Annotated in this window: 18 protein-coding genes; 6 read left to right on the top strand and 12 right to left on the bottom strand. The window is 66.6% G+C overall.

Annotated elements, in window-relative coordinates; genetic code table 11:
- Together HWX03_RS05805 and HWX03_RS05800 are read right to left on the bottom strand one after the other, a co-directional pair.
- On the bottom strand, nt 1–393 hold the full coding sequence (locus HWX03_RS05805) for a VOC family protein (RefSeq protein ID WP_124637510.1): 393 nt from the start codon (nt 391–393) through the stop codon (nt 1–3).
- Nucleotides 390–1340, bottom strand: coding sequence for a 2-dehydropantoate 2-reductase (locus tag HWX03_RS05800; RefSeq protein WP_175870636.1), 951 nt, complete (start codon nt 1338–1340; stop codon nt 390–392). Before HWX03_RS05800 ends, HWX03_RS05805 begins: the two co-directional genes overlap by 4 nt.
- Before the next feature lie 81 nt (nt 1341–1421).
- Here HWX03_RS05800 and HWX03_RS05795 point away from each other — a divergent pair, with 81 nt between their 5' ends.
- The gene (locus tag HWX03_RS05795) at nt 1422–2342 is read left to right on the top strand and encodes a LysR family transcriptional regulator (protein WP_175870635.1); all 921 of its coding nucleotides are present in this window, start codon (nt 1422–1424) and stop codon (nt 2340–2342) included.
- 196 nt (nt 2343–2538) lie between these two features.
- On the opposite strand, the gene HWX03_RS05790 is transcribed toward HWX03_RS05795, so the two are convergent.
- Complete coding sequence (locus HWX03_RS05790; protein ID WP_175870634.1) at nt 2539–3459, bottom strand: LysR family transcriptional regulator; 921 nt, start codon at nt 3457–3459, stop codon at nt 2539–2541.
- Between the two features lie 96 nt (nt 3460–3555).
- On the opposite strand from HWX03_RS05790, the gene HWX03_RS05785 reads away from it, so the two are divergent.
- Nucleotides 3556–4170 (top strand): NIPSNAP family protein, encoded by a 615-nt coding sequence (locus HWX03_RS05785; protein WP_175870633.1) that lies wholly within the window; start codon nt 3556–3558, stop codon nt 4168–4170.
- Nucleotides 4171–4367: 197 nt separating this feature from the next.
- On the opposite strand, the gene HWX03_RS05780 is transcribed toward HWX03_RS05785, so the two are convergent.
- Complete coding sequence (locus tag HWX03_RS05780; RefSeq protein ID WP_175870632.1) at nt 4368–5264, bottom strand: LysR substrate-binding domain-containing protein; 897 nt, start codon at nt 5262–5264, stop codon at nt 4368–4370.
- A gap of 95 nt (nt 5265–5359) precedes the next feature.
- Between HWX03_RS05780 and HWX03_RS05775 the strand changes: the two genes are divergently transcribed.
- The gene (locus HWX03_RS05775; protein WP_175870631.1) at nt 5360–6556 is read left to right on the top strand and encodes an MFS transporter; all 1197 of its coding nucleotides are present in this window, start codon (nt 5360–5362) and stop codon (nt 6554–6556) included.
- Here the strand turns inward: HWX03_RS05775 and HWX03_RS05770 are convergent.
- Nucleotides 6540–7748, bottom strand: coding sequence for an ATP-grasp domain-containing protein (locus tag HWX03_RS05770; RefSeq protein ID WP_175870630.1), 1209 nt, complete (start codon nt 7746–7748; stop codon nt 6540–6542). The genes HWX03_RS05775 and HWX03_RS05770 overlap by 17 nt on opposite strands.
- A 326-nt stretch (nt 7749–8074) precedes the next feature.
- Nucleotides 8075–9028: a hypothetical protein gene (locus tag HWX03_RS05765; RefSeq protein WP_175870629.1), complete on the bottom strand. Its 954-nt coding sequence runs from the start codon at nt 9026–9028 to the stop codon at nt 8075–8077.
- A 166-nt stretch (nt 9029–9194) separates the two neighbouring features.
- Between HWX03_RS05765 and HWX03_RS05760 the strand changes: the two genes are divergently transcribed.
- Nucleotides 9195–10070 (top strand): LysR substrate-binding domain-containing protein, encoded by an 876-nt coding sequence (locus HWX03_RS05760; RefSeq protein WP_174428882.1) that lies wholly within the window; start codon nt 9195–9197, stop codon nt 10068–10070.
- An 18-nt stretch (nt 10071–10088) separates the two neighbouring features.
- On the opposite strand, the gene HWX03_RS05755 is transcribed toward HWX03_RS05760, so the two are convergent.
- Nucleotides 10089–11357: an ATP-grasp domain-containing protein gene (locus HWX03_RS05755; protein WP_175870628.1), complete on the bottom strand. Its 1269-nt coding sequence runs from the start codon at nt 11355–11357 to the stop codon at nt 10089–10091.
- Between the two features lie 53 nt (nt 11358–11410).
- The gene (locus HWX03_RS05750; RefSeq protein WP_175870627.1) at nt 11411–12862 is read right to left on the bottom strand and encodes an MFS transporter; all 1452 of its coding nucleotides are present in this window, start codon (nt 12860–12862) and stop codon (nt 11411–11413) included.
- A gap of 413 nt (nt 12863–13275) precedes the next feature.
- On the opposite strand from HWX03_RS05750, the gene HWX03_RS05745 reads away from it, so the two are divergent.
- Together HWX03_RS05745 and HWX03_RS05740 are read left to right on the top strand one after the other, a co-directional pair.
- Nucleotides 13276–14397 (top strand): TauD/TfdA family dioxygenase, encoded by a 1122-nt coding sequence (locus HWX03_RS05745; RefSeq protein ID WP_175870626.1) that lies wholly within the window; start codon nt 13276–13278, stop codon nt 14395–14397.
- 96 nt (nt 14398–14493) lie between these two features.
- Nucleotides 14494–15435: an ABC transporter substrate-binding protein gene (locus HWX03_RS05740; RefSeq protein WP_175870625.1), complete on the top strand. Its 942-nt coding sequence runs from the start codon at nt 14494–14496 to the stop codon at nt 15433–15435.
- A gap of 141 nt (nt 15436–15576) precedes the next feature.
- Here HWX03_RS05740 and HWX03_RS05735 read toward each other — a convergent pair whose 3' ends face one another.
- The 4 genes from HWX03_RS05735 to HWX03_RS05720 form a co-directional block, all read right to left on the bottom strand.
- Nucleotides 15577–16116 carry an AidA/PixA family protein gene (locus HWX03_RS05735; RefSeq protein ID WP_175870624.1) on the bottom strand — a complete coding sequence of 180 codons (540 nt, stop codon included), beginning with the start codon at nt 16114–16116 and terminating at the stop codon, nt 15577–15579.
- Nucleotides 16117–16181: 65 nt separating this feature from the next.
- Nucleotides 16182–16685 carry an inclusion body family protein gene (locus tag HWX03_RS05730; protein WP_006483191.1) on the bottom strand — a complete coding sequence of 168 codons (504 nt, stop codon included), beginning with the start codon at nt 16683–16685 and terminating at the stop codon, nt 16182–16184.
- A gap of 295 nt (nt 16686–16980) precedes the next feature.
- A complete protein-coding gene (locus tag HWX03_RS05725) occupies nt 16981–17364 on the bottom strand; it encodes a GtrA family protein (protein WP_175870623.1) in 384 nt (127 codons plus the stop codon).
- Nucleotides 17365–17376: 12 nt separating this feature from the next.
- Nucleotides 17377–18420, bottom strand: coding sequence for a glycosyltransferase family 2 protein (locus HWX03_RS05720; RefSeq protein ID WP_175870622.1), 1044 nt, complete (start codon nt 18418–18420; stop codon nt 17377–17379).
- Nucleotides 18421–18435 lie beyond the last annotated feature (15 nt).

Here is an 18435-nt window from a genome sequence, read left to right as displayed (position 1 = left end):
TCATGCCTCCGCGCGCGGGTTGATCGCCAGCGCCTGCGCGACGCAGGAAGCCGGCCGGGCCTGGATCAGTTCGACGGCGAGCCCGTCGGGCAGGCGAATCCAGTTGCGCCCCTGCGGCATCTCCGTCACGTCGAATCGCTGCGCGGCGGCCAGCGCGGCCTCCAGGTCTTCGCACATCACGCCGAGATGGGCGAGCCGGCCTTCCGGGCCATCGTGTTCCGGCGCGTGGATGAACTGCAGGCCGCCGAGCGTCCAGTACTGCCGCGGTGCGTCGAGCGTGCCGTCCACTTCGCGCAGCGTCATGCCGAGCACGTCCTCGAAGAAACGGATGTGCCAGCGGATGTCCTTCACCCAGATCGCAACGTGTTCGAGATAGGCTTTCGTGGCACTCATGCGGCAGCCTCCTCGCGTTGGCGATCGGCCATCGCGCGCTCCAGCCCCTTGATGCAGGCGACGAGCGTGGCGTTGACGGGGGTCGGCACGCCGTAGCGCTGCCCGCAGCGCACGACCGACCCGTTGATGAAGTCGATCTCGGTGATCGAGCCTTTCTCCAGGCTTTGCAGCATCGAGGTCTTGAAGGCCGCCGGCAGCCCTTCGGCGGCGAGCGTCCACGCCTGTTCGGGATCGGTCATCGACAGCTTGACGCCGGCGGCCTGTGCCGCCGCGATCGCTTCGGCGACTGCCGCGAGCGACGTCGCCTTCAGCAGCGGCTCGTCGTAGAGCTGCCCGTAGGTGAGGCCGGTGAGGCCGGTCAGCGCGCCCGTTGCGACATTCACCAGCAGCTTGTCCCACATCGTGCCGACGATGTTGTCGCTGATCGTCGTCGCGAGGCCGGCGGTATCGAATGCGGCGGCGATCGCCTGGACACGCGGCGTGATGCGGCCGTCGAGTTCGCCGATGTAGGTGGCCTTGCCGATCACGCCGGATTCGATATGGCCCGGCCCGCGCAGCACGCCGCCGACGTAGGTCTTGCCCGCGAGTACGCGCTCGCGGCCGACGGCATCGCTCAGGATGTCCTCGTGCCCGAGGCCGTTCTGCAGCGACAGCACGACGGTATCGGGCCCCACCAGCGATTGGGCGCCGCGGATGGCCGCGTCGGTGTGGAACGACTTGACCAGCACCACCACCAGGTCGGCCGCGCCGACTTCGGCAGCCTGCGTCGTCGCGTGGACGCGTACCTGCCGGGAGCCGCGGGCGTCATCGACCCGCAGGCCGTCGCGGCGCATCGCATCGACGTGCGCGGGCGAGCGGTCGATCAACCAGGTCTCGTGACCGCCTTCGGTGAGGGTGGCGCCGATCGCACAGCCCAGTGCGCCCGCACCCAGAATTGCAATTTTCAATGGTGTCTCCTTGACGTATGGCCTCACGATAGGAGTCGCCGCTCATATCGACAATTCAATGGATACAATGGCGTCATTGCCATGGACAATAATGCGACGATGCCCGCCGATCTGCCCGACCTGAAGCTGCTTCAGCTATTCGATCTCCTGTACGACGTGCGCAGCGTCACGCGCGTCGCCGAGCAACTCGGCCAGAGCCAGCCGACGGTCAGCATCTGGCTCGGGCACTTGCGGGAATACCTGCACGATCCGCTCTTCATCCGCACGCCCGGCGGCATGGCGCCGACACCGCAAGCCGACGCGCTGATCGGGCCATGCCGGGAAATCCTCGAATCGCTGCGGCGCTTCACGGCGTGGGAGATCGCGTTCGATCCCGCGACCGCCCAGCGGCGCTTTCGCATCTGCATGACCGACGCGAGCCACGTCACGCTGCTGCCGCGGCTACTGGCCCATGTCCGGGCGCAGGCGCCGGGCGTTCGGCTGGAAGCCGCACGGATCGACGGCAATACGGAGCGGGCGCTCGAATCCGGCGAAGCCGATCTCGCGATCGGCTACGTGCCATGGCTCGGCGGCGGGATTTACCAGCAGAAGCTGTATGACCAGGACTGGATTTGTCTGGTGAATCGGCATCACCCGAGGATTCGCGGCCGGCTCGGGATAAAGCAGTATCGGTCGGAAGGACATGTCGCCATTACGGCGGGAACCGGAGCGCAACTGCTCGAACAGGCGCTGCGGCAGGCGCGCATCGAGCGAGACGTGGTGCTGGAATTGCCGGGTTTTCTCGGTTTGGGGGCGATCGTCCAGACGACCGACCTGATCACGACGCTACCGCGTCATATCGGCGAGACACTGGCCCAGGCCGGCGATCTGGCGGTTCATGCATGCCCGATCCCGGTCGACGGGTTTGCGGTGCGGCAGCATTGGCATGCGCGCTATCACCACGAGGCCGGCAACCGGTGGCTGCGCGGCGTCGTGATTCGACTGTTCGGTAATTCGCACTGACGTGCGGCTTCGGCGTTCGCGATGGAGGCCAGAGGCCTCGTGGCTTGTTGGATGCATCGACTGCGGGGCCTGGCCGCGATTGCAAGGTGATCATCGATAGACGATCTGCGCGGCAAGGTCGTGCTTGATCGAGGTCGGCAACTCCAGTTTCGTGATTTCGCAAAAGCGCCCGGCTTTGAACAGAACGGCAACCGCATCACATCCGGTAGGCCGTTTCGGCGCCGAACCGGTCGACCACAAATTCAGTAAAGCTACGCAGCTTCGGTGATTTCTGCCTCTCTTGCAGATAAAGCAGATTCATCGACCGTTCGGGGGCGGCAAAGTCCGGCATGATCTCGATGAGGCGCGCGTCGCGAATGTCCTCGCGTATCAACATGGAAGGAAGCATCGCGATACCCAGTCCTCTCAATGCCGCCCGGCGCAACGCATCCGCACTGTCGATTTTCAGTCTGCCGTCCACGGAGATGCTGATCGGCCCATCCGGACCTTCGAGCATCCATTGAGATTGCGCCGCGTGCCATTCCGATCGGGGCGGATACGCATACGTCAGGCATTGATGCTCGCCAAGCGCGTGCGGCGTAGTCGGCGCGCCATGTTCGTGAACGTAAGCGGGCGACGCACACAGCACCAGCCGATATGGCGCCAGCGGACGCGCCACCACATCCGGGTTGGCGAGCGCGCCGATGCGAATGGCTGCCTCGAAACCTTCATCGAACAGATCGGCGAGCGAGTCGGTTGCGACGATATCGAGCTTGACCTCGGGGTAGCGCTGGTAATAGTCCGCGAGCGCGGGAATCAGGCACTCGTTCGTAAATACGACAGGCGCCGTCACGCGCAAACGCCCGCGTGGCTGCTTGCGGTGATCGAGCGCAAGCTGTTCCGTGTCGTCGACCAGGCCGAGGACTTCGACGCATCGCTCGTAGTAAGCCTGGCCGAACGCGCTGACTTTCTGCTTACGGGTCGTGCGGTGAATGAGGACCGCGCCCAGTCGATTTTCCAAAGCTTGCAGGTAGTTGCCGACCATGGTCGGCGACAGATTGGATGCTTGCGCCGCCGCCGTCAGGCTGCCCGTTTCCACGATGCGGACGAATACGGCCATCGCCTTGAGGAGATCCATTGCGCAATGGTACTGGATTCTGTTTCAAGGTGCGGCGCGTTTATCCGCCACCCGTTTGGAAATAGATTGCGATAGACGAGCGAAAGGAGGGCAGACATGCTGTATGAACTCACGACGTTGTCGTGTCCGCTTCTGGACCAGGATAGGGTGTCCCGCCGCGCGCATCGCTGGGTATCGGATGCCGACGCGCAAGGGAGGCTGCTTGGCGCATGGCGCACGGAAATTGGTGAGCTATCGCGGATTGTCGTGCTGCGTGGCTTCGCGACGATGGATGAATTGCAGCGTGAACGCAATCGGGCATTGCGCGCCGAGCGACCTTTCGGAATTGAAAGCGCGTCCGTTCGATTGACCATGGAAAGCTATGCGCTTTTTCCTTTTCTACCCGACATCGAACCGACGGCGTTTGGCGACTTCTATGAGATTCGCCGCTACTGGCTGAAAGCCGGCGGTATTGCGCCGACCATTTCCGCGTGGGAACGTGCAGTGGGGCCGGCCAAAGCCTATACGTCGCATCTCGTTTGCAACATGTACGCGCTCGATGGACCGCCGCGCATCACGCACATTTGGGGATTCTCGAGTCTGGAAGAACGCATGGCGTTGAGAAAGCGGCACTATGCGGAGGGTCTTTGGCCTCCGGCAGGCGGTCCGGAGCAGATCGAAAGGGCGACGTCGACGATCGGCTTGCCGGAGGCGTGGTCGCCGTTGCATTGAATGCGCCGCCGGCGCAGCACGCCTGGGTGGGCGGCGCGCGGATAGATCTGGCGTCGGTTTTGTTGCCGGGGTTCCCCGATTGCCTTCAAAGGACAGGGCGAGGACATTGCGGGCGTCCCGACCGCGCTGCTCGCGCTGGCAGCGGTTCTGCTACTGACGCTGCCGTTATCGTGGTGCGTACAGAAGGGCCTGGAAGCCTAGCCCGGTGCGATCGACCTGGCGAACTCGATGAATTGCTCGACGCAGGGTGACGAGAACGGTTCGGACCACGTGACGACCAACTCGAGAACATGCGGCCTCGCCAGCGGCACGTAAGCGACGCCCGAGCGTTGCAACGTCGACGCGAAGCTGGGCACGATGGCGACACCGCGTTCCGCTGCCACCAGCGACACCAGCGTCGTGATCTGCGATGCGGTAGGTCCGATCCGCAGCGTAACGCCTTCATGCGCGCACAGATCCTCGAGCGCCGCGTTCAGCGCGGAACCGTAACCCGCCGGGAACGTGACGAAGCTCTCCTCGACGAGTTCGGAGAACTCGATCGTCGCCTTACCCGCATATTGGCTCTGGGCGGGAACCGCGGCGACGAGCGGCACCCGCGAGACGACGAGGGAGGACCCGATGCTCGGCCCCGACGTCTTTGCCGCCGACCAACCGAATCCAACGTCCATCGTGCCGTCGGCGATCTGCTGGCGTTGACTGGCGGTCGATACTTCCCGAAACGCCAACTCGACTTCCGGCATGCTCCGGCTCACATTGCGGATGATGTCCGAAAACGCGTCGGACATCGGAATGGAGCTCGCATAGCCGATCACGACGCGACCGACCATCCCTTGCGCCATCTTGCGCGCCGTTGCCTCCGCCTCGCCGACTGCCTGAATGACGCTCCTCGCGTGTTCGAGAAACAGCGCGCCTGCCGGCGTGAGCTGGACCGCGCGTGTCGATCGTTCGAACAGCCGGATCCCGAGGTCGGTTTCCAGCGCGGCGATATGGCGCGTCAACGGCGGTTGGGCGATACGCAAACGCAACGCCGCGCGTCCGAAGTGCAATTCATCGGCGACGGTCACGAAATAGCGGAGGCGGCGTAGGTCGAGCATTTTTGTCTTTTCGGTATCAATAGCCACGAAAACAGTATTGGCACGCGTGTCGCCCCCTCGTCAGACTGTCACGCAAACCAGAGAGGGCATCACCCGTGGGCAACAGAACCATTCGATTCGCATTTTTCCTGTGCGGCTTCGCGGCTTTTCTCAATCTTTATTCGACGCAGGGCATCCTGCACGAACTCGCCGCGGCCTTCAACGTGAGCGCCGAGCAAGCGGGCCAAGGCATCAGCGCCACCACGTTGGCGGTCGCCATTATCGCGCCGTTCGTCGGTGCGCTGGCCGCCCGCTTCGATCGCCGGACGGTCATTTCGTGCGCCGCCGTGGCGTGTGCGCTCCCCGTCCTCTGGTCTGCGCACGCGGCGAGCTTTGCATCGTTCCTCGCTGCCCGTTTTGCCGCGGGCGTGCTGATGCCGTTCATCTTTGCGATCTCGATCGCCTGCATCGGCGAGATCTTCAGCCACGACGAGGCGACGGAGGTCAGTGCGCTCTTCGTCGCCGGCACGACACTCGGCGGATTCGCCGGACGCTTCGTGACCAACGTCCTGACGTCCGGGTTCGGCTGGCGTCACGCACTCGATTGCATCGCGTTCCAGTGTCTCGCGACGGGCCTCGCGATCCACGCGTGCCTGCCGGCGTCCGGCGCCGCGCGTCCGGACGCGGATGGCGCATCGACGCCGCGCTGGAAGCTCTTGACGCGCGGCCCGCTGCTCGCGTCGTTTCTGGTCGGGGCGTGCGTGCTCGCATCGCAGGTGGCGACGTTCACCTTCGTCGGACTGCGACTCGCCCGTGCGCCATTTCGCTTCAATACGGTCGAGATCGGCGCGATCTATGCGGTATTTCTCGTCGCGGTCGTCGTCACGCCGCTCGCGGGCCGCGTCGCGGCGAAACGCGGCCCGCGCGATCTGGCGCTCGCGGCGGCCGGGCTCGCCATTGTCGGTGCATTGCTGACGCTGTCGAACAGCGTCATCATGATCCTGACCGGTCTCGCGCTCAGTTCAACCGCGGTATTCGTCGAGCAGGCGTCGGCCAATGCGTTCATCTCGCGGGCGGCACCGGGTGCAAGATCGACGGCGATCGGCATCTACCTGTCCTTCTATTACTTTGGCGGAAGTCTCGGGTCGGTCCTGCCCGTTCCCGCATGGAGTCGCTGGGGGTGGGTGGGCTGCGTCGCATTCGTCGTCGGTGCTCAGGCGATCGCAGGCGCGCTCGTGTTTTTCTTCTGGCGCGGGACGCCTTCCGCCGACGCAAGCAAACCGCGCTTACCTGAAGTCAGGCTGACTCGATAGTTGATTTCGACTTACCGCGCTCAACCGCCGAACCCGCGTTATCCGCCGAACCGTGCACTGCCGGCACCTTGATCCGCACATAAAGAAACGCGCGCCGTTCGCGATCGGGCAGCACCTGCGGCCCGTAGCTGATCCTGACCGCTCCGTCATCGATCTCGCCGGCCTGCGCGAAACGCCACGCACCCGGATCGCTGTCGAGCAGGAATTCGGCGCGCGCATACGCGTGCGGCTCGAACAGTTCGGGAATCGTCACCGTCCTTCCGTCGAGCTTGTCGAGCAACGCTTCGACCACGTTGAAGCCGTAGCCGTCGCGCACGATGTCGCAGATGAAGCTGCCTGCGATGCGCGGATTCAGCTCGATCACGTGCGGCACGCCGTCGTGCACGATGCAGTCGAGATGCACGGGCCCCCACGTGAGCCCGGCGGCGGCCGTCGCACGCGTGCCGACGTCGATCAGCGCGCGCAGCGTGTCGGCGTCGAGATCGAGTTCCGACGTATACCCGCGTTCGAGAAAACCGGCGCCATGCCGCTTCAGCTTGCGCAGCGCGCCGACGTAGCGGCCGTCGAAATACTCGACGCAGTATTCGCTGCCGTCCAGGAATTCCTCGATGACGACGCGTTCGGTCGCCAGCGACGGTGCATCGGCCTGCACGGCAGCGAGCGCATCGAGCTGCGCGCGCACGGCGGCGATGTCCTCGCAGCGGCGCACGCCGTCGCTCGCGGAGCCTTCCGACGGCTTGACGACGACCGGAAATCGCAACGGGGCAGCCGCGGCCGCGAGCGCCGCCGGCGCGGCCAGCGTGCCGGCGACGAACTGGGCAGCCGGGATCCCGTGCGCGGCGAGCAGCGCCTTCTGGTTCGACTTCGACACCGCGTGCGCGACGTGCCGCGCATCGGGGCCCGGCAGCCCGAGCGCATCGGCGACCCACGCGGCGGTGCGCGCATAGGTGTCGTGCGCGGTCGTCACGCGTAGCGTGTCGAGTTCGTCCGGAAAGCGCGCGCGCAGCCAGCCGGCGAGTTGGCCGGCGTCGGGCGCGAGGTTGACCGTCTCGACGCCGTCGGGAAACACGCCGTCGAGACGATGGCCGGGCGCGGTGATGACGGTCACGGCCGCCTGGCGTGCGAGGGCGGCGCGCACCAGCGCGACGCTGCTGCCGGTGGCGCGTGCGCCGATCACGATGAGTCGCTTCATGAGGAATCCTTGACCGAGGGCGGAAGAGGGAAGCCGGTTAGGGCCTGTTCACGCTAATAACGGGCTTGCGCTGGCCCCCAGAAGGGCCGAGCGCAAGGATTGCGACGAAGCGAATACTCGACGTATTCGCGAGGAGCATGACGCGGCGATCGGCCCTTCTGGGGGCCAGCCCCACGAATGCATTTTTCCAAACAGGGGAACGTGCCTTTGCGCCCGCATGGCGGCGTCGTTCGTCGTTGCAATAGCTACGGCTATTGCGCCTCCTCTCTTCTTGCCCTGCGGGCGCAAAGGCACGTTCGCAAGCCCGTTATTAGCGTGAACAGGCCCTAACGTGCGCGCCTGCGCAGGCGCTGCGCTTCGAGGCGCGGCAGCAGATGCTGGACGACGCGCGGCAGCGTATAGATCGGCAACTGCGCGCACGCGAACACGAGCGCCATGGTCGGCGTCGCGGACAGCCCGAGCGCGGCCCACATCAGCCCGACGTTGCGATTGGCGACGATCAGCGCGACGTTCAGGCGCGTGCGGACGTCGCCGGGCGTGAGCCCGTACGCGACGATCTGGAAACTGGCGTTGACGGCGAACGCGAGGGCGATCGCGGTCAGCGCGCGGTGCGGTGCGTCGATGATCGACTGCTGCATGCCGGCCATCGTGCCGAGCGCGAAGATCAGCAGCGCGACGACGACGATCGCGTCGATCGGCGTCGCATGGCGCGCGAGCCGCGCGCCGGCAAAGCGCCGCACGAGCAGCGCGACACCCTCGGCGCTGCCGATCAGCAACGCGAGCCGCAGCGCGAGGCTCGACGGCGAGATCGACACCGCCGCGTCGTGGCCGTCGTGGCTGAACCAGGCCGTCAGCAGCGGCGCGGTCAGCGGCACGAACACCATCGACGCGAGGGTCGCGACGAGCGCGACACTGGCGTCGAGCGACAGCATCCGCGCGATCGTCGACGTGCCGCTCGACGGCGGCGCGCAGTACGCGATCACCAGCGCCACGACCCAGTCGTACGGCAGGCCGGCGAGCCGTGCGGCGATGCCGAGCGCGACCGGGCACGCGATCATCGTCACGGCGGGCAGCAGCAGCGACACGGCAGGCTGCCGCGCCACCGCGCGCACGGCGCTCGGCTCGACGCGCAGCAGCGTGCCGAGCACGAACAGGAACACGGTAACGGGCATCAGCGGCCGCGCGAGATCCGCGAGCGGCGGCGCCAGCAGCCCGAGGCCGACGCCGCACGCGAGCACGGTCGGGCCGCGCCGCACCAGCGCGGCGATCAGTGCGCGCATGGGCGAACCTCGGGCCGGCGGCGAACGAGGGTGAAGCCGAAGCTGGCAGCGGATGGCATGCGGATTCCTTGTAAGGGGTCGGCCGGCATGGAATACCCGCTAGGCTAATCCCGATGATGGGCGAAGTAAAATGATATAAACTGAATCGGTAACAAGAGAAAATGATATGAACATCCCTCTGCTCGAAACTTTCCGGGCCGTCGTGCAGGAAGGCAGCGCGTTGCGCGCGGCCGAACGGCTCGGCTGCACGCAATCGAACGTCACGGCGCGGCTGCGTCAGCTCGAAGAGTCGCTCGACGCGCCGCTGTTCGACCGGCACGGCAAGCGGCTGGTGCTGAACGATGCCGGGCGCCGGCTGATTCCGTATTGCGACCGTATCCTGCGCCTCGTCGACGAAGCGACGCAGGTGGTGCGCGAAACGCCGGTGGCGCGCAGCTTCCGGCTCGGTTCGATGGAAAGCACGGCCGCGACGCGGCTGCCGGCGTTGGCCGCCGCGCTGAAGGAGCGCGATCCGGCGCTCGGCCTCGCGGTGCAGATCGGCAGCGAGCCGGATCTGGCCGACGCGCTGTTGCGCGGCCGGATCGACGCGGCGCTCACCGCCCGTGCGGTCGTGAGGCCCGGACTGCGTTACGAGCCCGCGTTCGCGGAAGACATGGTGCTGGTGAGCGCGGCGACCGTCACGCGCCGGCAACTGCTGGCCGACAACACGGTGCGCTTGCTCGCGTTTCACGACGGCTGCCCGTATCGCGCGGTCGCGGAGCACTGGCTGAAGGCGCGCGGCGTCGCGATCGAATCGGTGTCGTCGTTCGGCACGTTCGGCGCGATCCTCGGCTGCGTCGCGGCCGGGATGGGCGTCGCGATCCTGCCGAAGCGGATCACGACCGAACACGTGGCGCGCAAGGAGCTGCGCACGCATGCGTTCGACGATCTCGACAGCGTGACGACCTACCTCGTCACGCCCGACGAAGCGCCTGCGCTGCCCGAGCTCGACGCGTTGCGCGCGGTGCTTGGCCGGCAGGCGGGTGCGCTGCTCGCGCGCTGATACAAGAATGCCGCGGTCCTAGGCCGGCGCGACCGCACCTTCGTCCGCGAAGAAATCGGCCTCGATTTCACGAATCCGCCGGCAATCCTCGAGCAGTCGCTCGAAGGTCGGGCTGTACAGGCCGACCGTGCCGAGCGCCGTCTGCAGGTCGGTGGTCACGCGCAGCGTGTCGCCGACCTTGATCCACTGCTTGAGTCCGACGAACGACGGCAGCGCCTGGATCGCCTGCCACGTGAAATCCTGCCGCAGCACGCCGTCGCGCGACGACAGCAGCAGCACGTGCCCGCAGTACCCGCGAAAATCCGTCGGCGCGGTGACGTCACCGAACAGCCGCTCCGGATGCAGCACGGCTTCGACGGTGGCCGACACGTGATTCTCGCCGCTGACCGCGCTCGTCAGCCGCGGATCGAGGCTGCCGTGCAGCCGCGCGTTTAGTTCGACGATCGTCGGGCCGTCGGCCGTATCGAACAGCTCCAGGTGGGTCGGCCCGAAGCGCACATCGAGCGCGTCGAGCACGTCGGCCGCGTAGTCGAGCAGCGGCGCGTAGCGCGGGTCGGCGTGATTCAGCACCAGCATCTTGTCGAGCCGCGGCGCGTGGGTGCGGTCGCGATGCACTTCCCACAGGCTGACCACGCGATGGCGGCCCTCGAACGACACCGAATCGACGATGTATTCCTGCCCCTCGGAATAGCTCTGGATCACGATGTCGTCGTTCGGCTGGTTGTACAGCGAACGGGTGGCCAGCACGTCGCGCGCGGCGGCCTCGACTTGCGCGAGCGTCCGGCAGATCTTCACGCCGGCCACGCCCGCGCTGCGCGCCGGCTTCACCACGAGCGGCAACGTGCCGTGCGCGCGCGCCCAGTCGAGCGCTGCATCGACCGACGTGCTGTGGAAGTGCGCCGGTGCGCGCAGCCCGGCCTGGCGAATGCGCTCGTTCATCGCGAACTTGTCGCGTCGCGCGGCGGAGGTCGCGAGCGGGTTGCGAGACGGCACGTCGAGCCGCTCGGCCAGCGTGTCGGCGAGCTCGAGCGCCGCGTCGAGGCCGTGCAGCACCGCACCGATCCGCAGGTCGCTCAGCTGTGCGAGCGTCGCGTCGATGTCGCCGCGATGCTGGACCTGCCGAATGTAGTCGGACGGCACGAACTGGTTCCGGTAGATTTCCGGCAGATCGGGGTCGCTGATCACGTGCACGCAACGGATGCCGTATGCGCGAAACGCGGGGGCCAGGTAGGCGGCGGTCGACGCGCCGTCGACGATCAGGACGGTATCGATGAAGCGATGCTGCATGGATTCCTCGCTCGGATGGGGGATCGGTTGAAGGATGTCGGGCGGCTGCGTGTTCAGGCCCGCGTGCCGGTATCGGCTGCGCCGCCGGGCCAGCGCACGGCCAGCACGACACAGATCGCGACGAGCACGGCCGCGACGGCGAACGCGCGCGACGCGCCGGCTACGATGGCCGCGCCCTGGCCGGCGACCAGTGCGCCGAGCGCCGCGACGCCGATCGCGGCGCCCACCTGGCGCGCGGTATTGAGGATCGCGGACGCGGTGGCCGAGCGGCCGGCCTCGACGCTGCCGAGCATCGTCGACGTCAGCGCGGGAATCGCGATGCCGCCGCCGACCGCCATCGCCGCGAGACCCGGCGCCAGCAGCGCGTACGGCGTGTGCGCGGCGAGCGTCTGCCACAGCCACACGTACCCGGCGAGCGACACGGCGAGGCCGACGATGACGGTCGCGCGAAACCCGTAGCGGACCGCGAGCCGCGCGCTCGCGAGGTTGGCGAGCATGATGATCGTGAGCGGCGCGAGCGCGAGCCCCGATTCGGTCGCCGTGAAGCCGCGCGCGTTCTGGAAATAGAGGCTGAGCGAGAAAATCAGCCCGTAGAACGCCGCATTCGTGACCGCGCCGATCGCGAGCACGCCCGGCACGCGGGCGATCCGGAAGAACGCGAGCTGCAGCATCGGCGCGGCCACGCGCCGTTCGATCGCGATGAACCACGCGCCGAGCGCGACCGATGCGATCAGTGCGCCGGCCGCATACGGGTCGCCGATTCCGCGCGCGCCGGCCCGGATGATGCCGCCCGTCAGCAACCCGAGCGCGAGCACCGCGACGATCTGGCCGGCCGGATCGAACAGCCGCGTACGCGCGGCGGCCGAATCCTGCACGTGGCGCAGCGTGAGCCACAGCCCGAGCGCGCAGATCGGCAGGTTGATGAAGAAGATCGCGCGCCAGCCGAGCGAATCGATCAGCAGGCCGCCGAGCGTCGGCCCGGCCGCGCTGATCGCGCCGCCCGTCGCGCTCCACCACGCGACGGCTTTCACGCGTGCGGCGGCATCGCTGGCGCAGGCATGCGTGATGAGCGCGAGCGACGTGGGCAGGATCATCGCGGCGCCGACGCCTTGCGCGATGCGCGCGGCGACCAGCGCCGCCAGCGACGGCGCGAGCGCGCAGCCGAGCGACGCGAGCAGGAACAGCGCAAGGCCGTACGCGAACAGCCGGCGGCTGCCGAAGCGGTCGGCCAGCGTGCCGGACGTCAGCAGCAGCGCGGCGAACGACAGCGTGTACGCATCGACGATCCACTGCAGCGCGTGGACGCTCGATCCGAACGCCTGGCCGAGGCTCGGAATCGCGACGTTGACGACGGTCACGTCGAGCTGGACGATCGCGAAGCCGAGGCTCGCGGCCGCGACGGTCGGGAAGATGGCGCGCAGCGACGTGCGCGGCGAATCCGCGGCGGCGGTCGGCGCGCGGTCGACGTGATTGACGCGGTCGAGCGCCGGAGCACGGTCGCTCATCGCGGCTCCCGGCGCGTATGGGACGTGCGGGGCGTGCGGGGCGTGTGGTGCGGCAGGCGGTATCGATTCATCGGGCAGGTTTCCGTATGGGGGATGAGGGAGGCCAGTTGCCCATCGGGCGCCGGCCGCGTCGTCGAATCCGACAGAAAACTAGCATCGACCCGTTAGCGAGTACAAATAATAAGCAGCGATTTTTTAACAAGTATTCGTGTTAAGGACGGCGCAAACGACGTGAACCGGTTCCGGCCGCATTGCTGAACTTATATCGATAATTTTTGTTAGCAATCGAATTAATATCATTTCGCAATGCAATGACGGTCTCCTAGTCTTGTCGAGCGCTTCGCCCCGAGGACGGCGGAGCGCGGCGGTGATGCCACGCCGCTCTTCGAACCAGATCTTTATACGAGAGACCTATGACCTATCTCGCAGATGCACGCATCGCTTTGACGGCAGCAGAATCCGCTCATATCCGCAACACGCTCGGCGCGCTGGATTACGACCCGGCCGGCGGCGCAGGCTATATCAGCGCAGTCCGCAAGCTGGCCTACAACGCGTTTCCCGACCGGATCGTCGACGCGTTCGATCGGGCGAAGGCGCCGACCGCGGACGCGCACGGCTCGATCGAGATCGACAACCTGCCGATCGACGACGACGTGCAGGGCAGCCCGCGGTTCGAGGAAACCGGCCGCTCGTTCAAGGCCGGCGTGCTGAGCGAGAACGTGCTGGTCGCGTTGAGCACGCTGGCCGGCGAGCCGTACTCGATCGCGCACGAAGGCCGCGAGCTGGTGAACAACCTGACGCCGCACAAGGCGACTGCGCGCGACTATACGGGCCTCGGCTCCGAGGTCGAGCTCGACTTCCATATCGAGAACGCCGCGCAGGCCCACATGCCGGAAGGCGACACGTCGCCGTTCGTGCTGCTGCTGCTCGGCGTGCGCAGCGAGGTCGGCGGCGGCCCGTACACGCGGCTCGCCGATGCGCGCCGCGCGCTGCAACTGTTGTCGCCGGACGATATTGCGCAACTCTACGGCGAGCACTACATCATCCGTGTGCCGTACCGGTGGCGTGGCGCGGCGCCCACGCCGCGCGACAACACCGACCTGAGCGCGGTGCTGTCGGGGCCGATCGATGCGCCGCGCGTGACGGTCGCGTTCTATCCGGACATGGTGCTGGCGGTCAACACGCGCGCGCAGGAAGCGCTGGCCAACCTGTATCGCGCGGTGCGCGAGGTGTCGTTCGGCGTGCAGGTGTCGCCGGGCAAGCTGGTGCTGATCAACAACCACTTCACGCTGCATTCGCGCGACCGCTTCGATCCGCAGTACGACGAGAACGACCGCGCGTTCCGCTGGGTGCAGCGCGTGTTCGTCGCGCGCAGCCTGTGGAACTTCCGTGCGTTCACGCCGCTGCAGGCGCGCGTGTTCGACCCGAAGGCGCTGTATGCGGGCGAGTCGGCGCAGGCGAGGCAGCCGTCGTCCGTCGTGCAACCCGTGCCGCAGCATGCGGCCGCGGTCGAACTCGAAGCGACGCCTGCGTGACCGACCCGGCGGGGCAGCGACCGGCGCCGAACGTTGCCGGCCCGCTGCCCGCGCTCGCTTCAAGCATCCTCGAATAAAAACAGGACTCCACAAGACATGAGAAGAACCGCCTTTCCCGCTACGCAAATCGTCCGCATGCTGGCCATCGCGCTGATCGCCGGGAGCATCGTCGCCGCGCACGCCGCGTCGTTCGACCTGAGCCCCGAGCAGCCGGCCCGGCAGCGCGGCGCCGTGAACCCGGCGGTCGAGCAGGCGCTGCCGGCCGGCTTCCGGTTTGCCGAAGCGAACACGCTGACGATCGGCATCGCGCCGAACCTGCCGCCGCTCAGCACCTATGCGACCGACGCACGCACGGTGGTCGGCTTCGATCCCGATCTCGCGCAACTGATCGCCGACAGCATCGGCCGCAAGCTGAAGATCGTGCCGCTCGCATGGGCCGACTGGCCACTCGCGCTGCAGTCCGGCAAGGTCGACGCGGTGATCTCGAACGTGACGGTCACCGAGCAGCGCAAGGAGAAGTTCGACTTCTCGACCTACCGGAAGGACCAGCTCGGCTTCTACGTGAAGACCAACAGCAAGCTTGCCGCGATCCGCGAGCCGAAGGATGTCGCCGGGCTGCGCGTCGTGACCGATTCGGGCACGAACCAGGAAAAGATCCTGCTCGAATGGAACCGGCAGAACGTCGCGCGCGGCCTCGCGCCGGTCGAGATCCAGTATTACGCGGATGCGGCCGAGCGCTGGGTCGCGCTGCAATCGGGCCGGGTCGACACGATCTTCAGCGTGAATTCGATGCTCGCGTACCAGGCGTCGCTGCGCGGCGATGCGAAGCTGATCGGCACCGTCAGCGGCGGCTGGCCGCGCACCGCGGATATCGCGATCACGACCCGCAAGGGCAGCGGCCTCGCCGATCCGCTGACCATCGCGATCAATGCGCTGATCGCGAACGGCAGCTACCGGAAGGCGCTCGATCACTGGCGGCTCGATGCCGAGGCGATCGACCGGTCGCAGACCAATCCGCCGGGGCTGCCGCGCACCTGAATCCGGCACGCGGCGACGCTCATGTGATCGCCTCTGCAGGATCACGTGAGCGTCGTCGTAGTCGTTGTCGGCGCCGTCCTCCGCGCCGATCGCGTTGAAGTCGGTATGCGACGGCAGCGTGAAATGGCCGTCGCGATCCGGCTACGGTTTGACGCCGGGTGGTTTCGTGTCCGGCCGGCTGGAGGCGATCTCGATCGTCGTTTCCCAGCGGAAGTAGCCCGATACGGCGCCGTCGCGATCGAGCACCGCGAAATCGGCCTTGCACGTGGTGGCGCCCGGGGCCAGCACCTCGCTGCGCCAGAAATGGTCCTTCATGGGCCGGCACGACGGATGCAGCAGGTCGTCGCCGTCCGGCACCGCCGTGGCGGCGTCGCGGATTTCCGCTTCGATCGGCGCGACGATGCCGGCGTCCTTCAGCGTGAACCGGACGAACAGCACGGTCGCCTCCGCACGCAGCGCCAGCGCGGTTTCGCGCAGATGAAGCTGATCGCCCGGTTGCAGGCCGGCGAAGAACCGGTTGTCGTTGTGGCCGACCTGCCCGGCGTCGCCGGGACTCAACACGTAGATGTGCCTGCCGTCGATCACGGTCGGCGCGTCGGCATCCCGGCTCGCATCGGGGTAGGCCGACAACAGCGTGATGGCGTCGACGATCGCGAGTACATCGCAACGAACACCAGACATGAGCACGTCCTCCGCAACAAGAGAGCGGCACGGGCGGCCGTCGCGCGCCCGCCCGCGTGCAGCGATCAGTTATGGATCGAGATGAACGGATCCCACGAGAAGCAGCCCTGGCTCTGGCAGTTGCGATCGATGATCTGGAACTGGAAGTGGTAGGTCACCCGGCCGACCTTCAGGCATTCCGACGACCAGTAGTAGTTCGCGACCTTCTGGCACGTCGGCACTTCGGGTTTGCTCGTGTTCGGCACCGGGATCGACGCTTCCGCGACCCGCGGCGTCGGCGTCGAGATCAGGTCGTTGCCGACGTTGCCGATGAACTTGTAGAACACCACCTGGTTTTCGAAGCCCAGCGACAGGCTCGTTTCGCGCCAGCGGATCAGGTCGCCGACCTGCGCTTTCAGGTCGAGCTCGCCGCCGGCCTGCCCGGAAATGACGTTGTCCTGGTTGGTCACCATATAGACGTAGCGCCAGTCGATCAGCGTCGGCGCGGCCGGATTCTTGCTGGGATTCGGATATTTTTTGAGAATGGTTTCGGTATCGAACGAGACGAGCACATCGGTAACGCGTGACATAGAAGCTCCCGTTTGAAGTAATGGGACTCATCGTTGCGCGAATTGCTTCGTGCAGTCGCCATCGCCTTGTGCTGCAAGGCTTTTCGCCGGTATCGACACATGCAGCAACGACGGCAAATGCAGATTATCCCGTTTGGTTAAATATGGAAGCTGTAAATGTAAACAGGTCGATAAAATGATTTATCGGGTTAATTTTAAAATCTGAATCAACCGAATCGATGCGTGACATAAATATCACGACATTGAATCTGTTAATTGATTGGCCGATTATTGGCGGGGACGGGAAACGGGCCGCTTACCGGTACGTCCAGAGCCGGTGCAGCACGAACGTCGTGGGCGGGATCAGCAGCGCGATCGCGACGACGCCCATCGCGCGCGACGCATCCAGCGCCTCGGCGGCGCGCGCGATGAGCATCGTTTCGACGAAGCCGGCGAGCGTGACCGCGAGAAAGCGCGTCGCGTTACGGGTGCGCACCGTCGACGAGAAACTCCACAGCGTATTCGCCAGATACGAGAACGCGGTGGCGCAGAGGAACGCAACCGCGTTCGCGGCGACCGGCGTCGCATCGAGCAGCGCGAACAGCGCGGTCGCGACCAGCGTGTGGATCGCGGTCGAGCAGAGCCCGGACATGCCGAAGCGCACGAGCCGCGTGCGCTCGGCCTGGAGCAGGCCGATCATGGCGCCCGCGCGTCAGCGCGCGCCGATACGCGGCCGGGCCGGCTGCACGCGCCGGCGGGCGGGCTGGCGGCGTGCGTCGCGCGCGACCGGCAGTTCGATCACCTTGCCGTGCGCCTGGTAGCGGCGGCGGATCAGGTAGACGGGCCGTTGCTTCGATTCGTCGTAGATCCGCCCGACGTATTCGCCGACGACGCCGATCCCGATCAGCTCGATGCCGCCGATGAACAGCGTGACCGAGATCAGCGACGCGTAGCCGAGCACCGGATTGCCGAACAGCAGCGTGCGGAAGATGATGAAACTGCCGTACAGGAACGCGAGCGCCGCGATGCCGAGGCCGATGTAGGTCCAGCTGCGCAGCGGTACGGTGCTGAAGCTGGTGATGCCTTCCAGCGCGAAATTCCACAGCTTCCAGCCGGAGAATTTCGAGTGCCCGGCGCTGCGCGGATCGCGCTGGTACTCGACGATCACGGTCTTGTAGCCGACCCACGCGAACAGCCCCTTCATGAAGCGGTGCCGCTCGGGCAGGTTGCGCAGCGCGTTCACGACCTTGCGGTCCATCAGCCGGAAATCGCCGACGTTTTCCGGCAGCTTCACGTCCGACAGCAGGTTGTGCACGCGATAGTAGATCGCGGCGGCGGTGCGCTTCGCGAACGAATCGCACGCGCGGTTGCTGCGCTTGGCCGCGACGACCTCCGCGCCGTCGCGCCAGTGTTCGATCAGCACCGGGATCAGGCTCGGCGGATCCTGCAGGTCGGCGTCGAGCGGGATCACCGCGTCGCCGGCCGCTTCGTCGAGGCCGGCCGTCAGCGCGGCTTCCTTGCCGAAGTTGCGGGTCAGGTCGATCACGCGCACGCGCCGCTCGGCGGCGCCGATCCGGACCAGGCGTTCCAGCGTGTCGTCGCGGCTGCCGTCGTTCACGCAGACGATCTCGAAGCGGATCGCGTCGATCGCGGTCAGCAACGGAATCACGACGTCGAAGAAGCGCTCGACGGCTTCGCCTTCGTTGTAGAACGGCACGACCAGCGAGACGAGCGGCGTGTAGATGGATTCCCGCATGATGATTCCCCTTGT

It is taken from the genome of Burkholderia sp. BCC0397 (genome assembly GCF_902832865.1).
GTDB lineage: Bacteria > Pseudomonadota > Gammaproteobacteria > Burkholderiales > Burkholderiaceae > Burkholderia.
Note: the sequence above shows the minus strand (reverse complement) of the source record. Positions and strands in the feature narration are given on the sequence as shown.